At 64.5% G+C, this 22,285-nt stretch carries 20 protein-coding genes; 10 read left to right on the plus strand and 10 right to left on the minus strand.

What is annotated here, in order from left to right; genetic code table 11:
* Positions 1 to 3 precede the first annotated feature (3 nt).
* Positions 4 to 798 carry a diaminopimelate epimerase gene (dapF, locus tag LXM55_RS23955; RefSeq protein WP_233322642.1) on the minus strand — a complete coding sequence of 265 codons (795 nt, stop codon included), beginning with the start codon at positions 796 to 798 and terminating at the stop codon, positions 4 to 6.
* A gap of 207 nt (positions 799 to 1,005) precedes the next feature.
* On the opposite strand from dapF, the gene LXM55_RS23960 reads away from it, so the two are divergent.
* Together LXM55_RS23960 and LXM55_RS23965 are read left to right on the plus strand one after the other, a co-directional pair.
* The gene (locus LXM55_RS23960; RefSeq protein ID WP_233322643.1) at positions 1,006 to 2,661 is read left to right on the plus strand and encodes an MFS transporter; all 1,656 of its coding nucleotides are present in this window, start codon (positions 1,006 to 1,008) and stop codon (positions 2,659 to 2,661) included.
* Positions 2,658 to 3,788 carry an HlyD family secretion protein gene (locus LXM55_RS23965; RefSeq protein WP_233322644.1) on the plus strand — a complete coding sequence of 377 codons (1,131 nt, stop codon included), beginning with the start codon at positions 2,658 to 2,660 and terminating at the stop codon, positions 3,786 to 3,788. The genes LXM55_RS23960 and LXM55_RS23965 overlap by 4 nt, the downstream gene beginning before the upstream one ends.
* A 175-nt stretch (positions 3,789 to 3,963) precedes the next feature.
* On the opposite strand, the gene copD is transcribed toward LXM55_RS23965, so the two are convergent.
* The 3 genes from copD to LXM55_RS23980 are packed head-to-tail and all read right to left on the minus strand — an operon-like array spanning position 3,964 to position 5,678.
* On the minus strand, positions 3,964 to 4,839 hold the full coding sequence (gene copD / locus LXM55_RS23970) for a copper homeostasis membrane protein CopD (RefSeq protein ID WP_233322645.1): 876 nt from the start codon (positions 4,837 to 4,839) through the stop codon (positions 3,964 to 3,966).
* A 3-nt stretch (positions 4,840 to 4,842) separates the two neighbouring features.
* On the minus strand, positions 4,843 to 5,211 hold the full coding sequence (gene copC, locus LXM55_RS23975; protein WP_233322646.1) for a copper homeostasis periplasmic binding protein CopC: 369 nt from the start codon (positions 5,209 to 5,211) through the stop codon (positions 4,843 to 4,845).
* Between the two features lie 32 nt (positions 5,212 to 5,243).
* Positions 5,244 to 5,678 carry a GNAT family N-acetyltransferase gene (locus LXM55_RS23980; protein WP_233322647.1) on the minus strand — a complete coding sequence of 145 codons (435 nt, stop codon included), beginning with the start codon at positions 5,676 to 5,678 and terminating at the stop codon, positions 5,244 to 5,246.
* A 264-nt stretch (positions 5,679 to 5,942) separates the two neighbouring features.
* Here LXM55_RS23980 and LXM55_RS23985 point away from each other — a divergent pair, with 264 nt between their 5' ends.
* Positions 5,943 to 6,563, plus strand: a complete 621-nt coding sequence (locus tag LXM55_RS23985; protein WP_233322648.1) for a TetR/AcrR family transcriptional regulator — start codon at positions 5,943 to 5,945, stop codon at positions 6,561 to 6,563.
* Between the two features lie 83 nt (positions 6,564 to 6,646).
* Here LXM55_RS23985 and preA read toward each other — a convergent pair whose 3' ends face one another.
* The 3 genes from preA to hydA form a co-directional block, all read right to left on the minus strand.
* On the minus strand, positions 6,647 to 7,936 hold the full coding sequence (preA, locus tag LXM55_RS23990; RefSeq protein WP_233322649.1) for an NAD-dependent dihydropyrimidine dehydrogenase subunit PreA: 1,290 nt from the start codon (positions 7,934 to 7,936) through the stop codon (positions 6,647 to 6,649).
* Positions 7,937 to 9,304 (minus strand): NAD(P)-dependent oxidoreductase, encoded by a 1,368-nt coding sequence (locus LXM55_RS23995; RefSeq protein WP_233322797.1) that lies wholly within the window; start codon positions 9,302 to 9,304, stop codon positions 7,937 to 7,939. It abuts the gene before it with no gap.
* A gap of 250 nt (positions 9,305 to 9,554) precedes the next feature.
* Positions 9,555 to 10,994, minus strand: coding sequence for a dihydropyrimidinase (gene hydA / locus LXM55_RS24000; protein ID WP_233322650.1), 1,440 nt, complete (start codon positions 10,992 to 10,994; stop codon positions 9,555 to 9,557).
* A gap of 621 nt (positions 10,995 to 11,615) precedes the next feature.
* Between hydA and LXM55_RS24005 the strand changes: the two genes are divergently transcribed.
* The 7 genes from LXM55_RS24005 to msrA all read left to right on the plus strand — a co-directional run bounded on the left by LXM55_RS24005 (position 11,616) and on the right by msrA (position 20,047).
* Complete coding sequence (locus tag LXM55_RS24005) at positions 11,616 to 13,106, plus strand: NCS1 family nucleobase:cation symporter-1 (RefSeq protein WP_233322651.1); 1,491 nt, start codon at positions 11,616 to 11,618, stop codon at positions 13,104 to 13,106.
* A gap of 174 nt (positions 13,107 to 13,280) precedes the next feature.
* Positions 13,281 to 14,558 carry a Zn-dependent hydrolase gene (locus LXM55_RS24010; RefSeq protein WP_233322652.1) on the plus strand — a complete coding sequence of 426 codons (1,278 nt, stop codon included), beginning with the start codon at positions 13,281 to 13,283 and terminating at the stop codon, positions 14,556 to 14,558.
* A gap of 121 nt (positions 14,559 to 14,679) precedes the next feature.
* Positions 14,680 to 15,231, plus strand: a complete 552-nt coding sequence (locus LXM55_RS24015; protein WP_233322653.1) for a hypothetical protein — start codon at positions 14,680 to 14,682, stop codon at positions 15,229 to 15,231.
* Positions 15,232 to 15,340: 109 nt separating this feature from the next.
* A complete protein-coding gene (locus LXM55_RS24020) occupies positions 15,341 to 16,309 on the plus strand; it encodes an aliphatic sulfonate ABC transporter substrate-binding protein (protein ID WP_233322654.1) in 969 nt (322 codons plus the stop codon).
* Positions 16,310 to 16,458: 149 nt separating this feature from the next.
* On the plus strand, positions 16,459 to 18,534 hold the full coding sequence (locus LXM55_RS24025; protein ID WP_233322655.1) for an ATP-binding cassette domain-containing protein: 2,076 nt from the start codon (positions 16,459 to 16,461) through the stop codon (positions 18,532 to 18,534).
* Positions 18,531 to 19,586 (plus strand): ABC transporter substrate-binding protein, encoded by a 1,056-nt coding sequence (locus LXM55_RS24030; protein WP_161758161.1) that lies wholly within the window; start codon positions 18,531 to 18,533, stop codon positions 19,584 to 19,586. Before LXM55_RS24025 ends, LXM55_RS24030 begins: the two co-directional genes overlap by 4 nt.
* Positions 19,583 to 20,047: a peptide-methionine (S)-S-oxide reductase MsrA gene (gene msrA / locus LXM55_RS24035; RefSeq protein WP_267924556.1), complete on the plus strand. Its 465-nt coding sequence runs from the start codon at positions 19,583 to 19,585 to the stop codon at positions 20,045 to 20,047. Before LXM55_RS24030 ends, msrA begins: the two co-directional genes overlap by 4 nt.
* A gap of 220 nt (positions 20,048 to 20,267) precedes the next feature.
* Here the strand turns inward: msrA and LXM55_RS24040 are convergent, their stop codons facing one another.
* The 3 genes from LXM55_RS24040 to LXM55_RS24050 all read right to left on the minus strand — a co-directional run bounded on the left by LXM55_RS24040 (position 20,268) and on the right by LXM55_RS24050 (position 22,208).
* Complete coding sequence (locus LXM55_RS24040; RefSeq protein WP_232642397.1) at positions 20,268 to 20,540, minus strand: hypothetical protein; 273 nt, start codon at positions 20,538 to 20,540, stop codon at positions 20,268 to 20,270.
* Between the two features lie 1,037 nt (positions 20,541 to 21,577).
* A complete protein-coding gene (locus LXM55_RS24045) occupies positions 21,578 to 21,985 on the minus strand; it encodes a type II toxin-antitoxin system HicB family antitoxin (RefSeq protein ID WP_102864418.1) in 408 nt (135 codons plus the stop codon).
* Positions 21,986 to 22,028: 43 nt separating this feature from the next.
* Complete coding sequence (locus LXM55_RS24050; RefSeq protein ID WP_233322656.1) at positions 22,029 to 22,208, minus strand: type II toxin-antitoxin system HicA family toxin; 180 nt, start codon at positions 22,206 to 22,208, stop codon at positions 22,029 to 22,031.
* Positions 22,209 to 22,285 lie beyond the last annotated feature (77 nt).

Here is a 22,285-nt window from a genome sequence, read left to right on the forward strand (position 1 = left end):
CCTTCACCATGACCCGCTGAACACCCGGGTCACGCTGCCGGCCAGGTGCACCTGGCCCTGGCCGTCCCAGCTCACCGTCACCGGCCCGCCGTCGCACAGCACTCGCACCGGGCTGTCCAGCAAGCCACGGCGGATACCGTTGACCGCCGCCGCGCAGGAGCAGGAGCCGGAGCCCAGGGGGATTGCGCCGTGGCGCTCCCAGATGCGCAAGCGGATGGTCTGGCGGTCGATCACCTGAATGAAATGCACGTTGGTCCGCTGCGGGAACATGGGGTGCTTCTCGATCTGCGGGCCCAGCGTGGCAATGTCCAGCCGTTCCAGGTCGTCGACAAAAAGGCTGCAATGGGGATTGCCCATGCTGCACGCCGCCGGCTGCCCCGGCAGCGGCAGGCTCAGGCTGTCCAGGGCCTGGGCCAGGGGAATCGCCTGCCAGGCAAACGCCGGCAAGCCCATCTCCACCGACACCGACTGATCGTCCAGGCGCTGGCAGTGCAGCAGGCCCCGGGCGGTCCGCACCTGCACCGAGCGGGTCGCGCCTTCCTCCATCAGCAGGTCGGCGGCGCCACGGGTGGCGCTGCCGCAGGTAGCCAGACTGGAACCATCGGCGTTGTAGAAGGTCAGTAGCGCCGCGCTCTCGCGGCAATCGCCGAGGACCACCAACTGATTGAAACCAATGCCGCGCCGGCGATCGCCCAGGGCCCGGGCCCGTTCGGCGGTGATCGGGTTGTCGCGGCCACGGGCATCGATCAGCACGAAGTCGTCGCCATTGGCGTGCATCTTCAAAAAGTTCAGGGGCATTCGGGCTCCGACAGGCGAGGGCGGGAAACGACAGGTGCCAGCGAATCAGGATTCCGAAAAAAAGCCACCAGCGCCAGCGCCTTAAAATAAAATTCATCCTGCGGGCGGCGGTGCTGCCTGAAGGACGGGATTTTCCGGCACACTGCCGGACCACCGGGAACATCGCCCAGCGCTGCAACAGCGGTCGGCACAGCACAAGGTCACGGCATGGATCACTACGCCCCGCGCAACTGGCAGCCCCACGAAAAGCCCAGCTTGCCCGGTTCCCCCTCGACACCGCTGCACCCCGGCCACAAGCGCCTGGCCTATGCGCTGGTGGGCTTGCTGGTGGCGATTACCGGCGGCCTGGGCAACTCGCTGGTGATCGCCAACCTGCCGTACCTGCAAGGGGCGCTGGGCGCGACCACCGCGGAAATGGCCTGGCTGCCGGCGGCCTATGTGATGACCAACGTGTCGATGAACCTGTTGCTGGTGAAGTTTCGCCAGCAGTTCGGCCTGCGCGCCTTCACCGAAGTGTTCCTGGTGCTCTACGCCCTGGTGACCTTCGGCCACCTGTTCGTCAACGACCTGAGCTCGGCCATCGCCGTGCGCGCGGCCCATGGCATGGTCGGTGCGGCGCTGAGCTCCCTGGGCCTGTACTACATGGTCCAGGCCTTCCCGGCGAAATGGCGGCTCAAGGCCCTGGTGCTGGGGCTCGGCACTTCGCAGCTGGCCTTGCCCCTGGCCCGGCTGTTTTCCGAGGACCTGCTGCAGATCGCCGAATGGCGCGGCCTGTACCTGTTCGAACTGGGCCTGGCGCTGACCTCCCTGGGCTGCGTGTTCATGCTCAAGCTGCCGCCGGGGGACCGCTTTCGCACCTTCGAGAAACTCGACTTCCTGACCTTTGCCTTGCTGGCCAGCGGTGTCGCGCTGCTGTGCGCGGTGCTGTCCCTGGGGCGCATCGACTGGTGGCTGGAGGCACCGTGGATCGGCTACGCCAGTGCCGGCTCCATCGTGCTGATCCTGGCCGGGCTGTGCATTGAACATAACCGCAGCAACCCGATGCTGATGACCCGCTGGCTGGGCAGCGGGGCGATGATCCGCCTGGCCCTGGCAGTGATACTGATTCGCATGGTGCTGTCGGAACAGTCCACCGGCGCCGTAGGGTTTCTCCAGGCACTGAACATGAGCAGCCAGCAGATGCGCCTGCTCTACGGGGTGATGCTGCTGGGCAGCATTGCCGGGCTGGCCACCAGCGCGCTGACCATCAACCCGGCGCACCTGCTGATGCCGCTGGTGATTTCCCTGGCGCTGATGGCCGTGGGTTCGGTGATGGACAGCTTCTCGAGCAACCTCACGCGTCCGGCCAACATGTACCTGAGCCAGTTCCTGCTGGCCTTCGGCGGCACCTTCTTTCTCGGCCCGACCATGGTCCTGGGCACCCGCAACGTGTTGACCAACCCGCGCAACCTGGTGAGTTTCTCAGTGCTGTTCGGCATCTGCCAGAACCTCGGCGGGCTGATCGGCTCGGCCTTGCTCGGGACCTTCCAGATCGTGCGCGAGAAGTACCATTCCAGCCATATCGTCGAGCAGTTGACCCTGCTCGATCCCCAGGTCCTGGCCCGGGTGCAGAGCGGCGGCGCGGCCTACGGCAAGGTCATCGCCGACCCGGACCTGCGCACCCTGCAAGGCATTCGCAGCCTGGCCAGCGCCGCTACCCGCGAGGCCAATGTGCTGGCCTATAACGATGTATTCATGCTGATCGCGGTGATTGCCGTACTGACCATGCTCTGGATATTCATCCGCAGCCTGTGGCTGATGAGCACGACCCGAGCGGTCGCGCCCACGGCTCCCGTTCAACAAAGTGGTGCCCCAACTTCATGAGCGAAACCGTCAACCCCACCACCAACGCCATTGCCTCGACCCCGGAGCCCGGCGGCCCGCCGAGCATGCCCGCCACCGAGCCACGACCGCTGGCGGTGCGTATCCTCTCGTCCCTGGGCTTTGCCGCCATTGCCATCGTCGGCGTGCTGATCGTGCTCTATGCCTGGCAGTTGCCGCCGTTTTCCAGCGCCATCGAAAGCACCGAGAACGCACTGGTGCGCGGCCAGGTGACCATCATCGGCCCGCAGATGAGTGGTTATGTGTTCGAAGTGCCGGTGCAGGACTTCCAGCAGGTCAAGGCCGGCGACCTGCTGGTGCGCCTCGACGACCGCATCTATCGCCAGCGCCTGGACCAGTCCCTGGCGCAACTGGCGGTGCAGAAAGCCGCCCTGGCCAATGCCCTGCAACAGCGCAACAGCGCCGAAGCCACGATCAAGCTGCGCCAGGCCGCCCTGGTCGACAGCCAGGCCCAGGCGCGCAAGAGCACGGCCGACCTGCAACGCAACCAGGCGCTGATCGCCGACGGTTCGGTGTCCCAGCGTGAGCTGGACGTGACCCGCGCGGCCAATGCCCAGACCGTGGCCGCCGTGGCCCAGGCCCAGGCGCAACTGGACATTGCCCGCCAGGACCTGCAGAGCGTGATCGTCAACCGCGGCTCCCTGGAAGCGGCGGTGGCCAGCGCCGAAGCCGCGGTGGAGCTGGCGCGCATCGACCTGTCCAACACCCGCATCCTCGCCCCGCGGGACGGCCAGCTGGGGCAGATCGGCGTGCGCCTGGGGGCCTACGTCAACTCCGGCGCGCAACTGATGGCCCTGGTGCCGAACCAGCTGTGGGTGATTGCCAACATGAAGGAAACCCAGATGGACAATGTCCGGGTTGGGCAGCCGGTGAGCTTCACCGTGGACGCCCTGAACCACCGCAGATTCACCGGCAAGGTGCAGCGGATTTCCCCGGCCACCGGTTCCGAATTCGCCTTGCTGCAGGCCGACAACGCCACCGGCAACTTCGTCAAGATTGCCCAGCGGGTGCCGGTGCGGATCAGCGTCGACCCGGATCAGCCGGAGTTGGAGCGGTTGCGGCCGGGGCTGTCGGTGGTGGTCAGCATCGACACCTCCGTCACGCCTTGAAGCCTCTTGCCGCGGAGCCGCTGCCGCAGGCTGCGACCGGCTGCGTAGCAGACGCCAAGGATGGCGCCGCAGCGCAATGCTCAAGATCAGGGGGGGAGGCCTTGAGATCGCTGAAGGTCCTGCGGACCTTTTCGCAGCCTGCGGCAGCGGCTACAGGGGCGCGGTGCGCGGGAGGTTATGCCGCCTGCATCGGCGGCAAGGTGCCCAATAACGAGACGGCGGCCACTGCGGCCACGCCCAGCAGCCATTCCAGCTGCACGCTGTTGCGCAGGCTCGACAGGCGCTGGTCGCAGCCGCGGATTCGCAGGCGGTTGAACAGCGCCAGCCCGAGCATGCCGACCACCAGCAGTCCCTTGATCAGCAGGATCAGGGCAAAGCCGCTGAACAAGGGCGTCGGCCACCATTGCCCGGTGAGCACTCGCACGTTGATCAGGCCGGTTAGCAGCAAGCCGCTTACCAGGCCATAACCCACGCCGCTGAAGCGCTTCAACAAGGGCTCGACAGACAGCCCCGCGGGTTGCCGCAACACCAGCAACAACACCAGCAAGCCCCCCAACCAGATGGCGACACAGCTTAAGTGCACGATCTGATTGAGGATCAGCATCTGCCCCGCCAGCCCATCGAGCATGGCGCCGTGGCCCACGGGCGCCAGGGTCGCCAGCAGCAGGGCGCCCAGCCCCAGTTGCAAAGGCAGGCGCCGGCCCAGCGGGGTCAGCAGCAGCCCCAGCAACAGCAGGTTGAGCAGCAGGTGCCAGGTCCAGACCTGGCCGAAGAAGGTCTTGCCCAGCACCAACTGCACCGTCGCCGGGTCCAGCGCCGCCGACCAGGAGCCGGCCATGCTGGCGGTGATCAACAGTAGCCAGCACAGGCCGCTGCCCAGGCCGATCAGCGCCAGCCAGCGGCTGAGCCTATCGAGCTGTCGATGCACCGCGCCGTGGCCGTTCTGTGCTGAATCACGGCCCAGCAACAGCGGGCGAAACACCCAGGCACCCACCAGGGTCAGGAACACCGCAAAGTGCACGAAGCGGCACAGCACCAGCCATGACGCCATGGCTTACGGGCTCACCTTGAAGCTGTAGCTGCCTTCGCTCTTGTGGGTGTCCACCGACACCGCGTGCCATTGCACCTTGTATTCACCGGCGCGCAGCGGCGTGGCGGCCGGGATGACGATCAGGGTCTTCTTGTCCGCGCCTTCGGTGGCGAGGCTTTTCACGTCCAGGGGCGCACCGTCCTTGCTGATCTTCACTTGGGTGAAGGCCGCTTCCACGCCTTCGGTGAACACCAGGCGCAGTTCATTGGGCGCGACCACGCTGCTGTCGGCCGCCGGGGTCGAGCTTTTCAGGTGGGCGTGGGCGAAGACCGAGGAGGCCCCCAGCAGCGAGGCGAGCAAGGCGGTGGTGGTGAAGAGGCTTTTCAGTGACATGGGAGGGTTACCTTTAATCAAGAGGGCAGAGTTCAATGATCGTGCAACTGCAGGTGGATGATCGGAAACGGTCGGCCTTCGCCGTCGGTTTCCGAGCGGCCGCAATCGACGAAACCGTAGTGGCGATAGAAACCGTGGGCCTGGGGGTTCTGTTCATTGACGTCGACCTTGAGGCCGGGACGGCGAACGTGATCCAGAAGCGTTCGACCGATGCCCTGGCCGCGTTGGGCCGGCTCGATGAACAGCATCTGTACGGTGTCGTCGCTGGTGGCGATAAAGCCTGCGGGGCTGGCGTCGGGGTTCTCCCAGACCCAGGTCTCAAGGGCTGGCAGGTAGCTGTCGCGTACCAGCGGGTACAGGCGCTGGATGTCGTCTTCAGCAATAAAGTCATGGGTGGCGCGTACCGAACGCTCCCAGAGAGCGGTCAGCAGGGCGTCGTCCGCAGCGACGCGAGGGCGAATCGTCATGGGTGTGTTCCATCGGTAACAGGACAGATGGCCGGCGGTGGGGCAGGGCCGGCATTCGGGCAGAGACCTGTATGCCCGTGTCGCGAGTTAACGCCTGGACGGAGCACCGCAGTGGCTGCTGCAAATGAGCGGGAGGCCGATCCTACCCAATACCGCCGGGTGGCGAAAGACCCATGCAGGCCCGCAATGTCGCAGGCCTGACAGCTCCCCGCGGTGCGCGGGCGGATGCTAGTCTTGCCGCAGACTGTTTTCGTAGGAGCCCTCATGGGCAATCACAAGATCGAGATTCGTCGCAGCAACGTGGAAAAAATCCTCCTGGGTGCCGAGAAAATCTTCGCTGAAAAGGGTTATGCCGGCACCGCCATGGCCGACATCGCCGAAGAAGTGCAACTGCCGCGTTCCAACCTGCATTACTACTTCAGCACCAAGAACGAGCTGTACAGCGCCGTGCTCATGGACCTGCTGGACGTGTGGAAGCAGGACGCCCTGTGCTTCGAGATGTTCGACGACCCGCGCGTAGTGCTCAGCAGCTACATCCGCGCCAAGATGCAGCATTCGCGCAGCCGGCCCTATGGCTCCAAGGTCTGGGCCAACGAAATCATCCATGGCGCGCCGACCCTGGGCGCGGCGCTGGATGCCAGCCTGTACGACTGGGCGAAGATGAAGGAAGCGAAGATCCGCCAATGGGTCGAAGACGGGCGGATCCTGGCGGTGGAACCCTCCAGCCTGCTGTACATGATCTGGGCCTCGACCCAGCACTACGCCGACTTCGACCACCAGGTGATGATCCTCAACGACCACCAGCCGCTGTCGGACCTGCAATTCGAACGCGCGGTGCAGACCGTCACCCGCGTCATCCTGCGCGGCATTGGCCTCGAACCATAGAAGCAGCTGCAAGCTGCAAGCTGCAAGTAGAAGCAAGCAGAGGCAAGCTTCAAGCCAGGAGCTTGAAGCTTGCAACTTGCGGCTTAAAACTTGCCGCTTGCAGCTGCTTCTCCATAGGGATTGCGCGGGTCGTGCTGCCAGTCGAGGAACGGCTTGCCGGTGTCCTGGGGCATCATCTCGATGCAGTCCTGCACCGGGCAGGTGATCTGGCACAGGTTACAACCCACGCATTCGTCGTCGATCACCTCATATTTATGGGTGCCGTCGGCCTGGCGGATGCTGGCAATCGCCTGATGGGAAGTGTCTTCGCAGGCAATATGACAACGGCCGCAACCGATGCACGCCTCTTGGTCAATTTTCGCGATCACCTGGTAGTTGATGTCCAGGTACTTCCAGTCGGTGGTGTTGCCCACCGCGCGCCCGGAGAAGTCCTGCAGGCTGTGGTAGCCCTGGCTGTCCATCCACCGCGACAGGCCGTCCTTCATCTCGTCGACGATGCGAAAGCCATGCAGCATCGCCGCCGTGCACACCTGCACCGCGCCGCAGCCCAGAGCCACGAACTCGGCGGCGTCGCGCCAGTTGCCGATGCCGCCAATGCCGCAGATCGGCAGGCCGCGGGTCTGCGGGTCGCGGGCGATCTCGGCCACCATGTTCAGGGCAATCGGCTTGACCGCCGAACCGCAGTAGCCGCCGTGGGTGCTCTGGCTGCCCACCATCGGGTGGGCCACCATGCGCTCCAGGTCGACGCTGGTGATGGAGTTGATGGTGTTGATCAGCGATACCGCATCCGCGCCACCGCGATGGGCGGCGCGGGCCGCCATGCGGATATCGGTGATGTTCGGCGTCAGCTTGACGATCACTGGCAGCGAGCAGTAGGTCTTGCACCAGCGGGTCACCTGCTCGACGTATTCCGGCACTTGGCCCACCGCCGCGCCCATGCCGCGTTCCGGCATGCCGTGGGGGCAGCCGAAATTCAGCTCGATGCCGTCGGCGCCGGTGGCTTCCACCCGGGGCAGGATGGCTTTCCACGACTCTTCGACGCAGGGCACCATCAGCGACACGATCAGCGCCCGGTCCGGCCAGTCCTTCTTCACCTGGGTGATTTCCTGGAGGTTGATCTCCAGGGAGCGGTCGGTGATCAGCTCGATATTGTTGATGCCCATGACCTCGCGGTTGGGCCCGAAGTGCGCCGAATAGCGCGACGACACGTTGACCGCCGCCGGGTCTTCCCCGAGGGTTTTCCAGACCACGCCGCCCCAGCCGGCCTCGAAGGCGCGGACCACGTTGTAGGCCTTGTCGGTTGGCGGCGCGGAGGCCAGCCAGAAGGGGTTGGGGGCCTTGATACCGGCAAACACAATCGATAGATCGGCCATTTACGCAGCCTCCTGGTTGAGCATCAGTCGGGCATGCATGGCTTCTGCGGCCAGCTTGCCGTGTTGTACCGCCTGCACGGTCAGGTCCTGGCCGAGGCTGACGCAGTCGCCACCGGCGTAGACCCCGGGAATGCTGGTGCGCAGCTGTTCGTCCACCTGGATGCGCTCGCCGCAGCGTTGCAGCTCGCGGGCCAGCGGATCGCTCAGCGCGGCGCCGTCGAAGCCCTGGCCGATGGCCTTGAAGATCGCATCGGCGGCCAGTTCGAAGGTGTCGCCGGTGGTTTGCAGGCGGCCTTCCACCAGCCGGGTACGGGCAAAGCGCATGCCGCGCACCCGGCCCTGGTCATCCAGCAGCACCTGCTCGGGGGCGGCCCAGGTCAGCAGGCGCACCTGATTGGCCTTGGCGATCTCCTGTTCGTGCTCGGTGGCGCCCATGTCCTCGACGCCCCGGCGGTACACCAGGTTGACATCGCTGGCCCCCAGGCGCGCCATCTGCACCGCCATGTCGATGGCGGTGTTGCCGGCGCCGAGGACAATGCAGCGATTGGCCAGGGGCAACTGGCTGAGGTCGTCGGCCTGGCGCAGTTCACGGATGTAGTCGGTGGCGGCCAGCAGCCCGGGGGCTTGTTCATGCTCCAGCCCAAGCTGCTTGCTGGCGGCCAGCCCGAGGCCGAGGAACACCGCGTCGTACTCCTGATGCAGTTGGGTCAGGCTCAGGTTGTCGCCGAGCTTCTGCCCATGGCGGATCTCGATGCCGCCCACCCCGAGGAGAAATTCCAGCTCCTGCTGGGCGAAGTCGTCCACCAGCTTGTACTTGGCGATCCCGTATTCGTTGAGGCCGCCGGCCTTGTCCCGGGCTTCGAAAATCACCACCTCATGGCCATGCAGGGCGCAGCGGTGGGCGCAGGACAAACCCGCCGGGCCGGCACCGACCACGGCGATGCGCTTGCCGGTGGGCGCGGCGCGCTGGAACGGGTGCTGGGTGAAGTGCGCGTTGTCCAGGGCATAGCGCTGCAGCAGGCCGATCAGCACCGGCGCGCACTCCTGGGCGTTGTTGCGCACGCAGGCCTGCTGGCAGAGGATTTCCGTGGGGCAGACCCGGGCGCAGCTGCCGCCGAGGATATTGGCCGAGAGAATCTTCTGCGCCGCGCCCTGGACGTTGTCGGTGTGGATATTGCGGATGAACGAAGGAATATCGATCTCGCTGGGGCACGCATTGACGCAGGGCGCGTCGTAGCAATACAGGCAGCGCGAGGCTTCCAGGTGGGCCTGGCGGGCATTGAGCGGCGGCGCCAGATCGCTGAAATGGCCGGCGAGGGTGGCGCCGTCCAGGGTCGGGTGGGGCAAGTGGTTCAAGGTCTTGATCACGGTTTTGGCCTCACGGTTCTTCATCTGCCTCTGACGGGCATGGGTGTTCACGAAACTGCGAGCTGTCCTGCCGTCCTGCCGTCCTGTAGCCGCTGCCGAGCCTGCGAGGCTGCGAAAAGGCCCGCTGGGCCTTGCTTGACGGTCTCCCGCCAACCCTCTAGTGGCCGCAAGAACGCCGCGAGCGTGCCGCTCGTTCGCAGCCTGCGGCAGCGGCTACACAGAGCGTGGATTGCATTGGGGCATTCCGGGGTCAGCGTTTGACGGCGGTCGGCTTGTGCCGCTCGGCGCGCTTGCTCAAGAGGTCGAACACCGCCGGGTAGGCCGGGCGTTCGATGTAGCGCCCGGCGCCGCGTTCGGCCCGCAGGTCGCCGTCGGCCCACACCAGCTTGCCCTGGCTGATGGTGTGGCTGGGCACGCCGCGCACGGTCTTGCCTTCGAAGATGTTGAAGTCCACCTGCTGGTGGTGGGTCTTGGCGGAGATGGTGCGGCTGCCTTGCGGGTCCCAGAGCACCAGGTCGGCATCGGCGCCGACACGGATCGCGCCCTTGCGCGGGTAGAGGTTGAAGATCTTCGCGGTGTTGGTGGAGGTCAGGGCGACGAACGCCTGCATCGACAGGCGCCCGCTGTTCACCCCTTCATCCCACAGCACGGCCATGCGGTCTTCGATGCCGGCGGTGCCGTTGGGGATCTTGCTGAAATCGTCGCGGCCGGCGGCCTTCTGCTCGGCGCAGAAGCAGCAGTGGTCGGTGGCGGTGGTGTGCAGGTTGCCCGATTGCAGGCCGCGCCACAGCGCTTCCTGATGGCCGCGTGGGCGGAACGGCGGGCTCATCACGTAGCCGGCGGCGGTCTGCCAGTCCGGGTCGCGGTACACGCTGTCGTCCAGCAGCAGGTGCCCGGCCAGGACCTCGCCATACACCGGCTGGCCCTTGCCCCGGGCGTAGCTGATTTCGTCCAGGGCTTCCTGGGTCGACACGTGCACCAGGTACAGCGGCGTGCCCAGGGTTTCGGCGATACGGATCGCCCGGCTGGCGGCTTCGCCTTCCACTTGCGAGGGCCGTGACAGCGGGTGGGCCTCTGGCCCGGTGATGCCCTGGGCCAGCAGCTTGCGTTGCAGGTGATACACCAGCTCGCCGTTTTCCGCGTGCACCGTGGGCACCGCCCCCAGTTCCAGGCAGCGCTCGAAGCTGGCCACCAGGGTGTCGTCGGCGGCCATGATGGCGTTCTTGTAGGCCATGAAGTGCTTGAAGCTGTTGATGCCGTGGTGCTGCACCAGCTCGGCCATTTCCTCGCGCACCTGTTCGCTCCACCAGGTGATGGCCACGTGGAAACCGTAATCGCTGGCGGACTTTTCGGCCCAGCCGCGCCACTGGTGGAAGGCCTCCAGCAGCGACTGCTGCGGGTTGGGAATCACGAAATCGATGATCGAGGTGGTGCCGCCTGCGAGACCTGCCGCGGTGCCGCTGAAGAAGTCTTCGCTGGCCACGGTGCCCATGAAGGGCAGTTGCATGTGGGTATGGGGGTCGATGCCGCCGGGCATCAGGTATTGGCCGCTGCCATCGAGCACTTCACAGCCGGCGGGAATATCCAGATGGTTGCCGATGGCGCGAATCACGCCGTCTGCGCAGAGTACATCGGCTTTATAACTTTCATCATGGGTAATAACGGTGGCGCCACGGATCAACAGAGACATTCCGAGTTCCTCGCAGGCATGACCGGCTGTTGCCGGTTCTAACTTTTTTATTGAACGCACTGACAACTTAATAATCCTGCCAGTGGTGTCAGGAATAGAAGCTAGCCGCAGTTCAAAGAAACAGCAAGAATATTTTTTATAAGCATATATCTAATCTAAGCCATTGAAATTAAACGAATAAAAATCAAATTCCGCAAAATGGTGCGCGCCATCACCATTTTGACGCACTTGACAGGATCGAAAAATAGTCGAGATTTCCTATGTCAAATCAGCTGCTTGAGGAGGCGCTGCGAAGAGCGGAAGACAACTAATAAAATAACCGTGCACTGCTTTGGGTCCTGACCGAACGGACAACTTGCCAAACCCCCGGCCTGAGTGAACTGGCAACTAACCGAAGGCTTCAAAGTTGACTGAATAAAACTGAATCACATCAGTTGTTTACATGGATTCCGCACACCGTGCAGATGCGTATCCGGCAGTAGTTGGCATCGTTATTGAGTGCCGCCGCAGATCGCTGGCCAGGGGGGCGGAAGTCGTAAGTTCTCCGGCCATCGTCCGGCGCGCTGTTCCTGGGTGCGCTGGCCTGATGAGCAAAATAATCAAAAGAACAGTGGAGCGGCCATGCAACAGATCAGATCACAGGTGACCGAGCGCGCCGGCTTGTACGAGCTGGACGCCGGCAGCGACGTACTCGACAGCCCCCGTTACAACCACGACATCGCACCGACCCAGGTCCAGGAACGCACCTGGAACAAATGGCATATCACCGCACTGTGGATCGGCATGTCGATCTGCGTGCCCACCTACACCCTGGGCGGGGTGCTCACCGCTTACTTCGGCCTCAGCGTCGGCGAGGCGCTGCTGGCGATCCTCCTGGCCAATATCGTGGTGCTGATTCCCCTGACCCTCAACGCCTTCGCCGGCACCAAGTACGGCATTCCGTTCCCGGTATTGCTGCGCTCGTCGTTCGGCATCATCGGCTCCAACGTGCCGTGCCTGATCCGCGCCTTGGTGGCCTGCGGCTGGTTCGGCATCCAGACGATGTTCGGCGGGCTGGCGATCCACCTGTTCCTGGGTTCGATCTTCGAGGGCTGGAAGGCCCTGGGCGGCACCGGCGAAGTGATTGGTTTCATGATCTTCTGGACCCTCAACCTGTGGGTGGTGCTGCGCGGCGCCGAGTCGATCAAGTGGCTGGAAACCCTCTCCGCACCGCTGCTGGTGGCAGTGGGCATCGGCCTGCTGGTGTGGGCCTTGCCCAGCGTGTCGCTGACTGAGTTGCTGGCGATCCCGCCCAAGCGTCCTGAGGGCGCTAGCGTCACCGGTTACTTCATGGCCGGGCTCACCGCCATGGTCGGCTTCTGGGCCACCTTGTCGCTGAACATTCCCGACTTCAGCCGCTACGCGAAGAGCCAGAAGGACCAGATCCTCGGGCAGATCTTCGGCCTGCCGCTGACCATGTTCCTGTTCGCCGCCCTGGGGGTGGTGATGACCGCTGCCTCGGTGAAACTGGTGGGGGTCACGGTGTCCGACCCGGTGAGCCTGATCGGCCACATCCAGAGCCCGGGCTGGGTGGCCCTGGCCATGGCGCTGATCATCATCGCCACCTTGTCCACCAACACCGCGGCCAACATCGTCTCGCCCACCAACGACTTCCAGAACCTGGCGCCGAAGCTGATCGGCCGCACCACCGCAGTGATCCTCACCGGCCTGGTGGGGCTGGCGCTGATGGGCCACGAATTGCTGAAAAAGCTCGGCCTGTTGATTTCCGACGTCAGCCTGGAGACCGTGTATTCCAACTGGCTGCTGGGCTACTCCAGCCTGCTGGGGCCGATTGCCGGGATCATGGTGGTGGACTATTTCATCATCAAGAAACAGCGCCTGGACCTGGCCGGCCTGTACCGCGATGACGTCTACCCGGCGTGGAACTGGTACGGCTTCATCGCCTTCGGTGTCCCGGTGGCCCTGACCCTGATGTCCCTGGGCAGCAGCGCCTTCAACTGGTTCTACAGCTACGGCTGGTTCACCGGCTCGGCCCTGGGCGGCTTGATCTACTACGGCCTATGCAGCCTGCGCAGCCCGCAGAGCCTGGCCGCCAAGACCCCGACCCTGTAGGAGCGAGCTTGCTCGCGATGAACGTACAAACAACGCGGTCTCTCTGGGGATTGCGTAACGTCTGCTGGCTAATCGCGAGCAAGCTCGCTCCTACAGGTGAGCACCGAAAACCGCGACACTCAAGACGAGCCCGATCTCGTCAACCACAACCAGAAAAAGCCCGAGGGGATCACCATGAACGCTGCCGTCGAGGTTCTGCAATCCAGTCATCAGCACATCAACCGCGACCGCCTCTGGCAGTCGCTCATGGAGTTGGCCCGGCTCGGCGCCACGGTCAAGGGTGGGGTTTGTCGCCTGGCCCTGACCGACCTCGACCGCCAGGCCCGGGATCTGTTCGTGCAATGGTGCGAAGCGGCCGGCTGCACGGTCACGGTGGACGGCATCGGCAACATCTTCGCCCGCCGCCCCGGGCGCAATCCGCAGTTGCCGCCAGTGATGACCGGCAGCCACATTGACACCCAGCCCACCGGCGGCAAGTTCGACGGCTGCTTCGGCGTGCTGGCCGGAGTGGAAGTGCTGCGCACCCTCAATGACCTCAAGCTGGAGACCGAGGCGCCCCTGGAAGTGGTGGTGTGGACCAACGAAGAAGGCTCGCGCTTCCCGCCGTGCATGATGGGTTCCGGGGTGTTCGCCGAGAAGTTCACCCTGCAAGACACCCTGGCCAAGACCGACGCCGAGGGCGTCAGCGTCGGCGAGGCGCTGAACGCCATCGGCTATGCCGGCACGCGCCCGGTCAGTGGCCATCCGGTGGGCGCCTATTTCGAAGCGCATATCGAGCAGGGGCCGATCCTGGAAGACGAGCGCAAGACCATTGGCGTGGTGCTCGGCGCCCTGGGCCAGAAGTGGTTCGACCTCAAGCTGCGGGGCGTCGAAGCCCACGCCGGCCCGACCCCCATGCACCTGCGCAAGGACGCCCTGGTGGGCGCCGCCGCCGTGGTCGCGGCGGTCAACCGCGCCGCCCTCGGTCACCAGCCTCACGCCTGCGGCACCGTCGGCTGCCTGCAAGCCTATCCAGGATCGCGCAATGTGATCCCGGGGGAGGTGCGCATGACCCTGGACTTCCGCCACCTGGAGCCGGCGCGCCTGGACTCGATGATTACCGAGGTGCGCCAGGTGATCGACAACACCTGCGAAGAGCACGGCCTGAGCTTCGAACTGACCCCCACCGCGGACTTCCCGCCGCTGTACTTCGACCCGGTGTGCGTCGATGCGGTGCGCGGCGCCGCACAAGGGTTGGGCCTGTCCCACATGGACATCGTCAGCGGCGCCGGGCACGACGCGATCTTTGTCGCCGAGCTGGGCCCGGCGGGGATGATCTTCGTGCCCTGCGAAGGCGGCATCAGCCACAACGAAATCGAGAACGCCGACCCCGACGACCTGGCGGCCGGCTGCGCCGTGCTGCTGCGCGCCATGCTCGCCGCCTCCCAATCCATCGCCCAACGCCAACCGTAGGAGCCGGCCTGCCGGCGAAGGGGCCCGCCAGATGTGCGCCGCCGACACCTTCGCCGGCAAGGGGCATCGTCAGGTGCTTGGCTGGCGTACACTGGCGAACTTTTCGCACGGGATGCCGACTATGCACAGGATGGCGCTTTGTCTGGCCCTGGCTCTGAGCCTGGGTGGCTGTATCGATTACAAATGGGGCCACGACTGGAAGGCCGACAGCCTCGGCGGTTGGCAGGACGCCAGCCAGGGAAAATATGACCAGGGCACCGCGTTCAAGCTGGCCTGCGGGCCGGAACCGCTGTATGTGAAGCTGACCTCCGCGCCGTCCCACCATCTGATGTCGCTGCTGTTCATCCCCCTGGTCCCGGCGGCCACCGGCGATGACAACCATCTGAGCATCAACGCCCGCCACCCCAGCCTCTCGGCCTGTTCGGCGGCGCAGAACCCCCTGGTGATCAAGCTGGACAACCGGGTGATCAGCCATATCGGCTACTCAGCCGGCAACCAGGCGGGCAGTTGCGAGCTGCGGCTGGACGAGCGCGAGTTGCAGGGCGAGCGGGTGTCGATTGAGGTCAATCAGGCCGTGCTGCCTTGTGCCGTGGCGCCGCTGACCCTGAAGAAAAACGGCTTCTTCTGCCTGCGCAAAACCGAGTTCGGCGGTTCCAAGCCTTGTGACCGTTAGGGGCGGTCGCTCGCACGAACCTAAGCTAATTCCTAAAAAGTATTTATTTTCGATTTATTAGATCGATTAGCTTTTAGCGACTTTCCTGTCTCCGAGAAGGTTCGCTCCCATGCGCCTGCCCTTTGCTTTGCGTCGTAGCTTGTCGATCACCGCCCTGGCCGGTCTGGCGCTGGGCATGGCCCTCAATGCCCAGGCCGACACCGACCTGCGCATCGGCTACCAGAAATCCTCGACCCTGCTGGCCTTGCTCAAGGCCCAGGGCACCCTGGAAAAACAGCTGGCGGGGCAGGGGGTGAAGATCACCTGGCACGAATTCACCAGTGGCTTGCCGCTGGCGGAATCGTTGAATGTGGGCAATGTCGATATCAGCGCCGATGTCGCCGACACGGTGCCGGTCTTCGCCCAGGCCGCCGGGGCCAAGCTGACCTATTTCGCCACCGAAACCCCATCGCCCGCCGCCCAGTCCATCGTCATTGCCAAGGACTCGCCGCTCAAGTCCCTGGCCGACCTCAAGGGCAAGCGCATCGCCGTGACCAAGGCCGCCGGCAGCCATTACCTGCTGATCGCTGCCTTGCGCGAAGCGGGTTTGAGTTTTGCCGATATCCAGCCGGTGTACCTGACCCCGGCCGACGGCCGCGCGGCGCTGGAAACCGCCAAGGTCGATGCCTGGGTCACCTGGGAACCCTTCGTCGCCAGCGCCCAGCGCCAGCAGGGCGCGCGGGTGCTGCACGACGGCCAGGGGCTGGCCAGCTATCGCCGTTACTACCTGGCATCCGGCGACTACGCCAAGGCCCATCCCGAGGTGCTGAACCAGGTGTTTGCCGAGCTGCAGAAGACCGGCGCCTGGGTCAAGGCGCATCCGGCCGAGGCGGCGAAACTGCTGGGCCCGCTGTGGGGCAACCTGGATGTACCGACCGTGGAACTGGCCAACAGCCGCCGCACCTACCAGGTCGAAGCGGTCAAGCCGGACGCCCTGGGCGAGCAGCAGAAAATCGCCGATGCCTTCTACCAGGAAAAGCTCTTGCCCAAGCCAGTGGATGCCCGGGCGGTGCAGTTGTGGAGCCCCAAGAAGTTGTGATCGCTGGTTAGATTGCCTTCGCTGGCAAGCCAGCTCCTACATGCACCACGCGATGCCGTTGTAGGAGCCGGCTTGCCGGCGAACAGGCCCCCTCTTTTTTCTTGTTCACCGCCGGCTACGCCATCCCGCGCCCGGCGTCAGGAGTTCCCGTGTCTGCCGTTCACCCCCAAGAGGCCTTTGCCGTCCCAGCCTGGTCCAGCCCGCCCGCGGCTAACGCCGACGTGGTGCTGGAGTTGCGCCACCTGACCAAGCACTACGCCCGCCGCCGTGGCCAGTCCGCTCCGCCTGCGGTGCAGCAGGTCAGCCTCAAGGTGCGCCGTGGCGAAGTGCTGTGCCTGATGGGCACTTCCGGCAGTGGCAAATCCACCTTGCTGCGGCATATCAACCGGCTGATCGAGCCCAGCAGCGGCGAGGTGCTGATCGACGGTGCGGCCATCAGCCAACTCTCGGCCGAGGAACTGCGCACCCTGCGTTCCCGGCGCATCGGCATGGTGTTCCAGCATTTCGGCCTGTTGCCCCATCGCAGCGTGCGCGACAACGTCGCCTTGCCCTTGGAACTGCGTGGCGAGCCCGAGGCCCAGCGCCACGCCGCGGCCGATCTGCAACTGCAAGCCATGGGCCTGGACGGCTGGGGCGAGCATTACCCCCATGAACTGTCCGGCGGCATGCAGCAGCGGGTCGGCCTGGCCCGGGCCCTGGTCAGCGAACCGGACATCCTGCTGATGGACGAACCCTTCAGTGCCCTCGACCCGACCATCCGCCGCGACCTGCAAAGCCACTTTCTGCGGGTGGTGCGTGAGCGCGGCATCACCACTTTGCTGGTGACCCACGACCCGGCAGAAGCCTTGCGCCTGGCGGACCGCATCGCCGTGCTGCGCCACGGCCAACTGATCCAGCTGGGCACCCCCAGCGAGTTGCTGGAGCAACCGGCGGATGCCGAAGTGGCGGACTTCTTTCAGGACCACGGGGCCCGCAGCGACACGCCGGTGACGGTCTTGCCGACCCCGGTCAAGCGTGGGGTAGCGCCGGCTCCAGCCAGCCCTGGATTGTCCTTGGCCCAGACCCTGCTGCTGGGGCCGGCGGCCCTGGCTGCCAGCGGTCGTGGTGGCCTGTATTGGCTGTGCTTCGCCCTGGAGCTGGGCGCCGCCGCGGCCCTGGGCCAGGGGCTGGCCACGGCCAGCCTTGCCTGGGGCGTCCTGGCGCTGCTCGGCCTGCTGTGCAGCCGCCTGTTGAGCCTGACCCTGGCCCGGCGCCCCAGCCGCCAGGGCCGTTCCGACTGGCGCCTGCCGTGGCTGGTATTGCTGCTGTGCCAGGCCCTGGTGCTGTGGCGGGTACTGGCCGCCGATGCCTCTGGTCCCTGGCTGCAGTTTCCCGCCGACCGCCAAGTGCTGCTGGGCACCGCGGCGGCCATCGACCAGTTGATCGGCTGGTCCCAGGTCACCTTTGAGAGCACCTTCGTCGGCGTGATAGTGGCCGTGCGCACGGTGATCGAAAGCATCGAAAGCCTGCTGGGCTGGCTGCCCTGGCCGGTGCCGGCCCTGGCCCTGGTGCTGCTGGCCTGGCGCAGCGCCGGCGCCGCCCTGGCCCTGACCAGCGCCGCGGCCTTGGTTTACATCGGCCTGTTCGGCTTCTGGGAGCGGACCATCGCCACCTTGGCCCTGGTGGGTTCCTCGGTGTTGATCTCGCTGTTGATCGGCGTGCCCGCCGGCATCCTCCTGGCCAAGCGCGCCCTGGCCCGGCGCCTGATCACCCCCTTGCTGGACGTGATGCAGACCCTGCCGACCTTCGTGTACCTGATCCCGGCGGTGGCGTTCTTCTCGGTGGGCAAGACCCCGGCGGTGATCGCCACGGTGATCTTCGCCCTGGCGCCGATGATCCGCCTTACCGCCCTGGGGATTCAGGAAGTGCCCAAGACCGCCGTCGAAGCGGCCCTGGCCCACGGCGCCACACCGTGGCAGATCCTGACCAAGGTCGAGCTGCCCCTGGCCGCCGGCTCCTTGCTGCTGGGGATCAACCAGACCCTAGTGATGAGCCTGTCGATGGTGGTGGTGGCGGCGCTGATCGGCGCCGGCGGGCTGGGCTACGACGTGATGACCGCGCTGCGCAACATCAAGGGCGGCGAGGGCATGTTGGCCGGCGCCGCGATCGTGTTCTGCGCGTTGATTCCCGACCGCATCATTCAAGCGACCCTGCGCCAGCGGGATCGCACATTGCATCAATCATGAGGTGTCCCTTGAACAAGTCGTTTACCCGTACCCTTGGCGCCGCCGCGCTGTTGTTGGGTCTGTCCCTGCCGGTGCTGGCCAAGGACAAGATCGTTATCGGCGAACAGAACTGGACCGGCGCCATCGCCATCCAGAACATCCTCGGCGAAGTGATCAAGAGCCGCCTCGATGGCGACGTTTCCTACCTGGCCGGTGACGTGCCGGTGCTGTTTGCCGCCGCTGCCAAGGGCGATGGCTCGGTGGACGTGCTGACCGATATCTGGCTGCCCAACCAGTCTGCCGCCTGGGCCAAATATGTCACCGGCGGCACCCGCTCCCTGGTGCCCAACAAGCAGCCGTACCTCGGGGTGCAGGGCTTCTATATCCCCGGCTACCTGCAAGATAAATACGGCGTGAAATCGGTCTACGACCTGCAAAAGCCTGAAGTGGCGAAACTCTTCGAACCCCTGGGCGGCGGCAAGGCGCAACTGCTGGTGGGCCCGGCGGGCTGGGAGTCCACCTACATCGGCGAGATCAAGGCCAAGGACTTCGGCTTTGCCGACAAATTCGAATCGGTGTCCACCGAAGCCTCGGTGACCTACGCCAAGCTCGCCGCGGCCTACAAGGCCCAGCGCGGCGTGGTGTTCTACGCCTACACCCCGGACTGGATCTTCTCCGCCTTCGACCTGCGCCGCCTGGATGAACCGGCGTTCGACGGCTATGCCCAGGACAACAAGAAGGGCGACCCGCTGTACAAGGCCGATGGCTGCTGGAAATTCATCAGCCCGACAGTGGATGCCGACTGGCTGAGCAAGAGCAAGATCACCTGCGCCTACCCGGATGCCCGGGTGTATGTCCTGGCCTCCAGCGCCCTGCAAAAACGCGCACCGCGAATTGCCGCGTTCCTGGAGAACTTCAGCATCGAGCCTCAGGCCCTGAATGACCTGATCCTCAAGATTGAAAAAGAACAGCAACCGGCGGCGCAGGCGGCCAAGGAATGGGTCGCGGCGCACCCGCAGATCGTCGATGGCTGGCTGGGTGCCAGCGGTGAAAAAGTGGGAGTGGCGCAATGAGTGGGGCGCCGGTGAACAGCCTCGAACAGGCGACCTTTGGCGCCGGGTGTTTCTGGGGCGCGGAAGCCGCGTTCAGGGCCTTGCCTGGAGTAGTGGACAGCCGCGTCGGCTACGCCGTGGAAGCGGCGGACGAAGCCTTGCAGATAGAAGTGGTGCAGGTGGATTTTGACCCGCAGGTGTTGGCTTATACCCGCCTGATCGAGCACTTCTGGGGCCTGCACGATCCCACCTCGGTGGATCGCCAGGGCGAGCATGGCGGGGTGAAATATCGCTCGGCGATCTTCCACACCAACGCCGTGCAGGCCGAACAGGCGAGGGCGGCCAAGACCGCCCTACAAGACTCCGGACGCCTCAACAAACCCGTGGCCACGGTGATCGTGCCCCTGGGCCGCTTCGAACTGGCGGATGAAGCGCACCAGCGCTACCTGGAAAAGAATGGCCTGAGCACTTGCCACATCTAGAAGCTGCAAGCTGCAAGCTGCAAGCCGCAAGCCGCAAGCCGCAAGCCGCAAGCTTGGAGCTTGGAGTCTTAGTTGCTGCCTGCTCTTCGTGGCGAGGGAGCTTGCTCCCGCTGGGCTGCGCAGCGGCCCCAAACCCTGATGCACGCGGTGCATCAGGTGGCATGGAGTTGAGGCCCAATCGGGAGCAAGCTCCCTCGCCACAGGTCCGCGAACAAGGCTCCTACGCGACCCGCCACTGAATCACTTCCAACACCGCGCAGCCTTCTCGTGTCAGCAGGTGCACGCCACGGGTGATGCGGGTCAGATCGCAATCGCTGATGTCTTTCAGCTCCAAGGTGGACAGGCTGTCCATCAGGTCGCGGACCACGGTGAAACGGTGGGCGGCGCTGCTGGCCAGGTCGCTCAAGGGGGCTTGGGTGTCGAGGTAGAACACCGGGTGTTCGGTGTCGTGGGTGTCGATGGGGGTGAAGCGGGGGAGGTGATGGTCAGTCATCGGTGTAGCTCCTATAAATTGAGCTGCCACCTTCCGCGGCCAAGCGAATTAGGGTGGCAGCTGTACGCGGGTTGGCCGACCGGCTATAGGAAACCGGCACACCCGAAGGTGTCCCACGCACAGCCGCCATGAGACAAAATCACAGGCACAAAAAAAGCGCCTGCAATGATGTTTTGGACGCTGATGCGTTCCTATATTCGACCGGCCAAGGTCGCTCGCGGATTTTGCCGCGAGGGCGAACTATAGGGGGGATGCCAGAGCGGTGCAACCGAGCATTGAAGGCGATGTTTGAGTGGTTGTGTCGACTATTGGTTGCTGGTTTTGATGGAGTACATATCCATTGCTGCGGTCACGGCCACTTAGGGTTTCGCCCTTACGGCGACTCACTTTGGAAAAGCCGGAATGCCGGCCCAGCCCAAAGTAACCAAAGGGCTCCTGCCCCCGCATCCGGCGCCTCGCTCCGGCATTGCTCCGGGGGGCACGCCGCCACAGGCCATCCATGGCCTGATGGCGGCTAGCTCGGCATCCTTGCCGAGCTGCCCCCTGCGCAACGCCTGCGTTCGGCCTCCTGAAGGGGCAGGAAGATCAAGATCAAAAGCCAAAGCCCTGAGGCGCGGGCTGGCTCCTTGTAGCCGCTGCCGAAGGCTGCGAACGAGCGCTCGCGCTCGCAAAACCAGGCGGCGCGGCATGCCAGGAGCATTGGGGATGCAGGTTTAGCGTCTCCTACGACGGAGTGCCGCCCAGAGCGTTCGCAGCCTGCGGCAGCGGCTACAGAGTATGTGCGTTCTGTAGCCGCTGCTGAGCCTGCGAAGCTGCGAAGCTGCGAAAAGGTCCGCAGGACCTTCGACCATCCCAAGAGCAGCATCGCCCTGTGAAGGACAAATGAAACAAGGCCGGCCGGCAGGCCGCCGTCAGATGTTGATCTTGCTCTGGCTTTTGATCTTGATCTGCTTGCCCCTGCATCCGGCGCCTCGCTCCGGCCTCCTGAAGGGAGAGCAAAGCCAAAGCCTGGACCCTCAGCCTTTCAATCAAAATCCTCAAACGCCCTGCAAGACCCTCAACGCGGCCTGAGCCAAAAAGCCCGATCGGCTTTTCTGTTCTGGATGATGTTTCACATATTCATCAATTCGATTCAGCAAATAGCCCGGCAGCGTGATGTTGAGTTTTTCCGCCTTGCCCATGTAGCGAGTGATGTCGATATCAATCACGGCCCAAGTGCAGCCTTGATATTGGGGGTTAGCGGCGTGGAGGGTCACTGTGCGGGCTGTGGGAATGGCTGCTCCTTCTTCGGCCAGTAATTCCAGGTGGCCTTCGATGGCTTCGCGGGCCATGGCCATGGCGTCGTCGAGGTCGTCGCCAGCGGAGAAGCAGCCTGGAATATCGGGTACTTCCACACCCCATGCGTGTTGGTCGTCACCGGGAAGAATGGCAATGGGATAGAGCATGGACTGATCCTCCTTCGGACCTGGGAGCCTTGAGCCTGGGTGGTTAGAGCCGGGCTTGTTTCAATATGCTGCTTACCGTTTTGGCCAGTAGATCTTTTTTGGGATGGGGGATGGTGACCAGGCCTGGCTTAGACGGATGTTTGAAGTGGTGGTGACTGCCCTTGACCCTGACCAGATACCAACCATCTGCTTCGATTTGAGCGATGAGTTGCCGGCTATTCACATCACTTTCAACTCCCTGTTGTGGCGGTGGGTATGATAACTACTCTTTGCCGCTCAACACTATCAGCAACGGTTGGC

Origin of the sequence: Pseudomonas sp. Au-Pse12, from assembly GCF_021341665.1 — a bacterium.
GTDB lineage: Bacteria > Pseudomonadota > Gammaproteobacteria > Pseudomonadales > Pseudomonadaceae > Aquipseudomonas.

Coding starts and splice junctions, on each gene's coding strand:
- dapF (WP_233322642.1), bottom strand. CDS start 798: ATGCCCCTGAACTTTTTGAAGATGCACGCCAATGGCGACGACTTCGTG.
- LXM55_RS23960 (WP_233322643.1), top strand. CDS start 1,006: ATGGATCACTACGCCCCGCGCAACTGGCAGCCCCACGAAAAGCCCAGC.
- LXM55_RS23965 (WP_233322644.1), top strand. CDS start 2,658: ATGAGCGAAACCGTCAACCCCACCACCAACGCCATTGCCTCGACCCCG.
- copD (WP_233322645.1), bottom strand. CDS start 4,839: ATGGCGTCATGGCTGGTGCTGTGCCGCTTCGTGCACTTTGCGGTGTTC.
- copC (WP_233322646.1), bottom strand. CDS start 5,211: ATGTCACTGAAAAGCCTCTTCACCACCACCGCCTTGCTCGCCTCGCTG.
- LXM55_RS23980 (WP_233322647.1), bottom strand. CDS start 5,678: ATGACGATTCGCCCTCGCGTCGCTGCGGACGACGCCCTGCTGACCGCT.
- LXM55_RS23985 (WP_233322648.1), top strand. CDS start 5,943: ATGGGCAATCACAAGATCGAGATTCGTCGCAGCAACGTGGAAAAAATC.
- preA (WP_233322649.1), bottom strand. CDS start 7,936: ATGGCCGATCTATCGATTGTGTTTGCCGGTATCAAGGCCCCCAACCCC.
- hydA (WP_233322650.1), bottom strand. CDS start 10,994: ATGTCTCTGTTGATCCGTGGCGCCACCGTTATTACCCATGATGAAAGT.
- LXM55_RS24005 (WP_233322651.1), top strand. CDS start 11,616: ATGCAACAGATCAGATCACAGGTGACCGAGCGCGCCGGCTTGTACGAG.
- LXM55_RS24010 (WP_233322652.1), top strand. CDS start 13,281: ATGAACGCTGCCGTCGAGGTTCTGCAATCCAGTCATCAGCACATCAAC.
- LXM55_RS24015 (WP_233322653.1), top strand. CDS start 14,680: ATGCACAGGATGGCGCTTTGTCTGGCCCTGGCTCTGAGCCTGGGTGGC.
- LXM55_RS24020 (WP_233322654.1), top strand. CDS start 15,341: ATGCGCCTGCCCTTTGCTTTGCGTCGTAGCTTGTCGATCACCGCCCTG.
- LXM55_RS24030 (WP_161758161.1), top strand. CDS start 18,531: ATGAGGTGTCCCTTGAACAAGTCGTTTACCCGTACCCTTGGCGCCGCC.
- msrA (WP_267924556.1), top strand. CDS start 19,583: ATGAGTGGGGCGCCGGTGAACAGCCTCGAACAGGCGACCTTTGGCGCC.
- LXM55_RS24040 (WP_232642397.1), bottom strand. CDS start 20,540: ATGACTGACCATCACCTCCCCCGCTTCACCCCCATCGACACCCACGAC.
- LXM55_RS24045 (WP_102864418.1), bottom strand. CDS start 21,985: ATGCTCTATCCCATTGCCATTCTTCCCGGTGACGACCAACACGCATGG.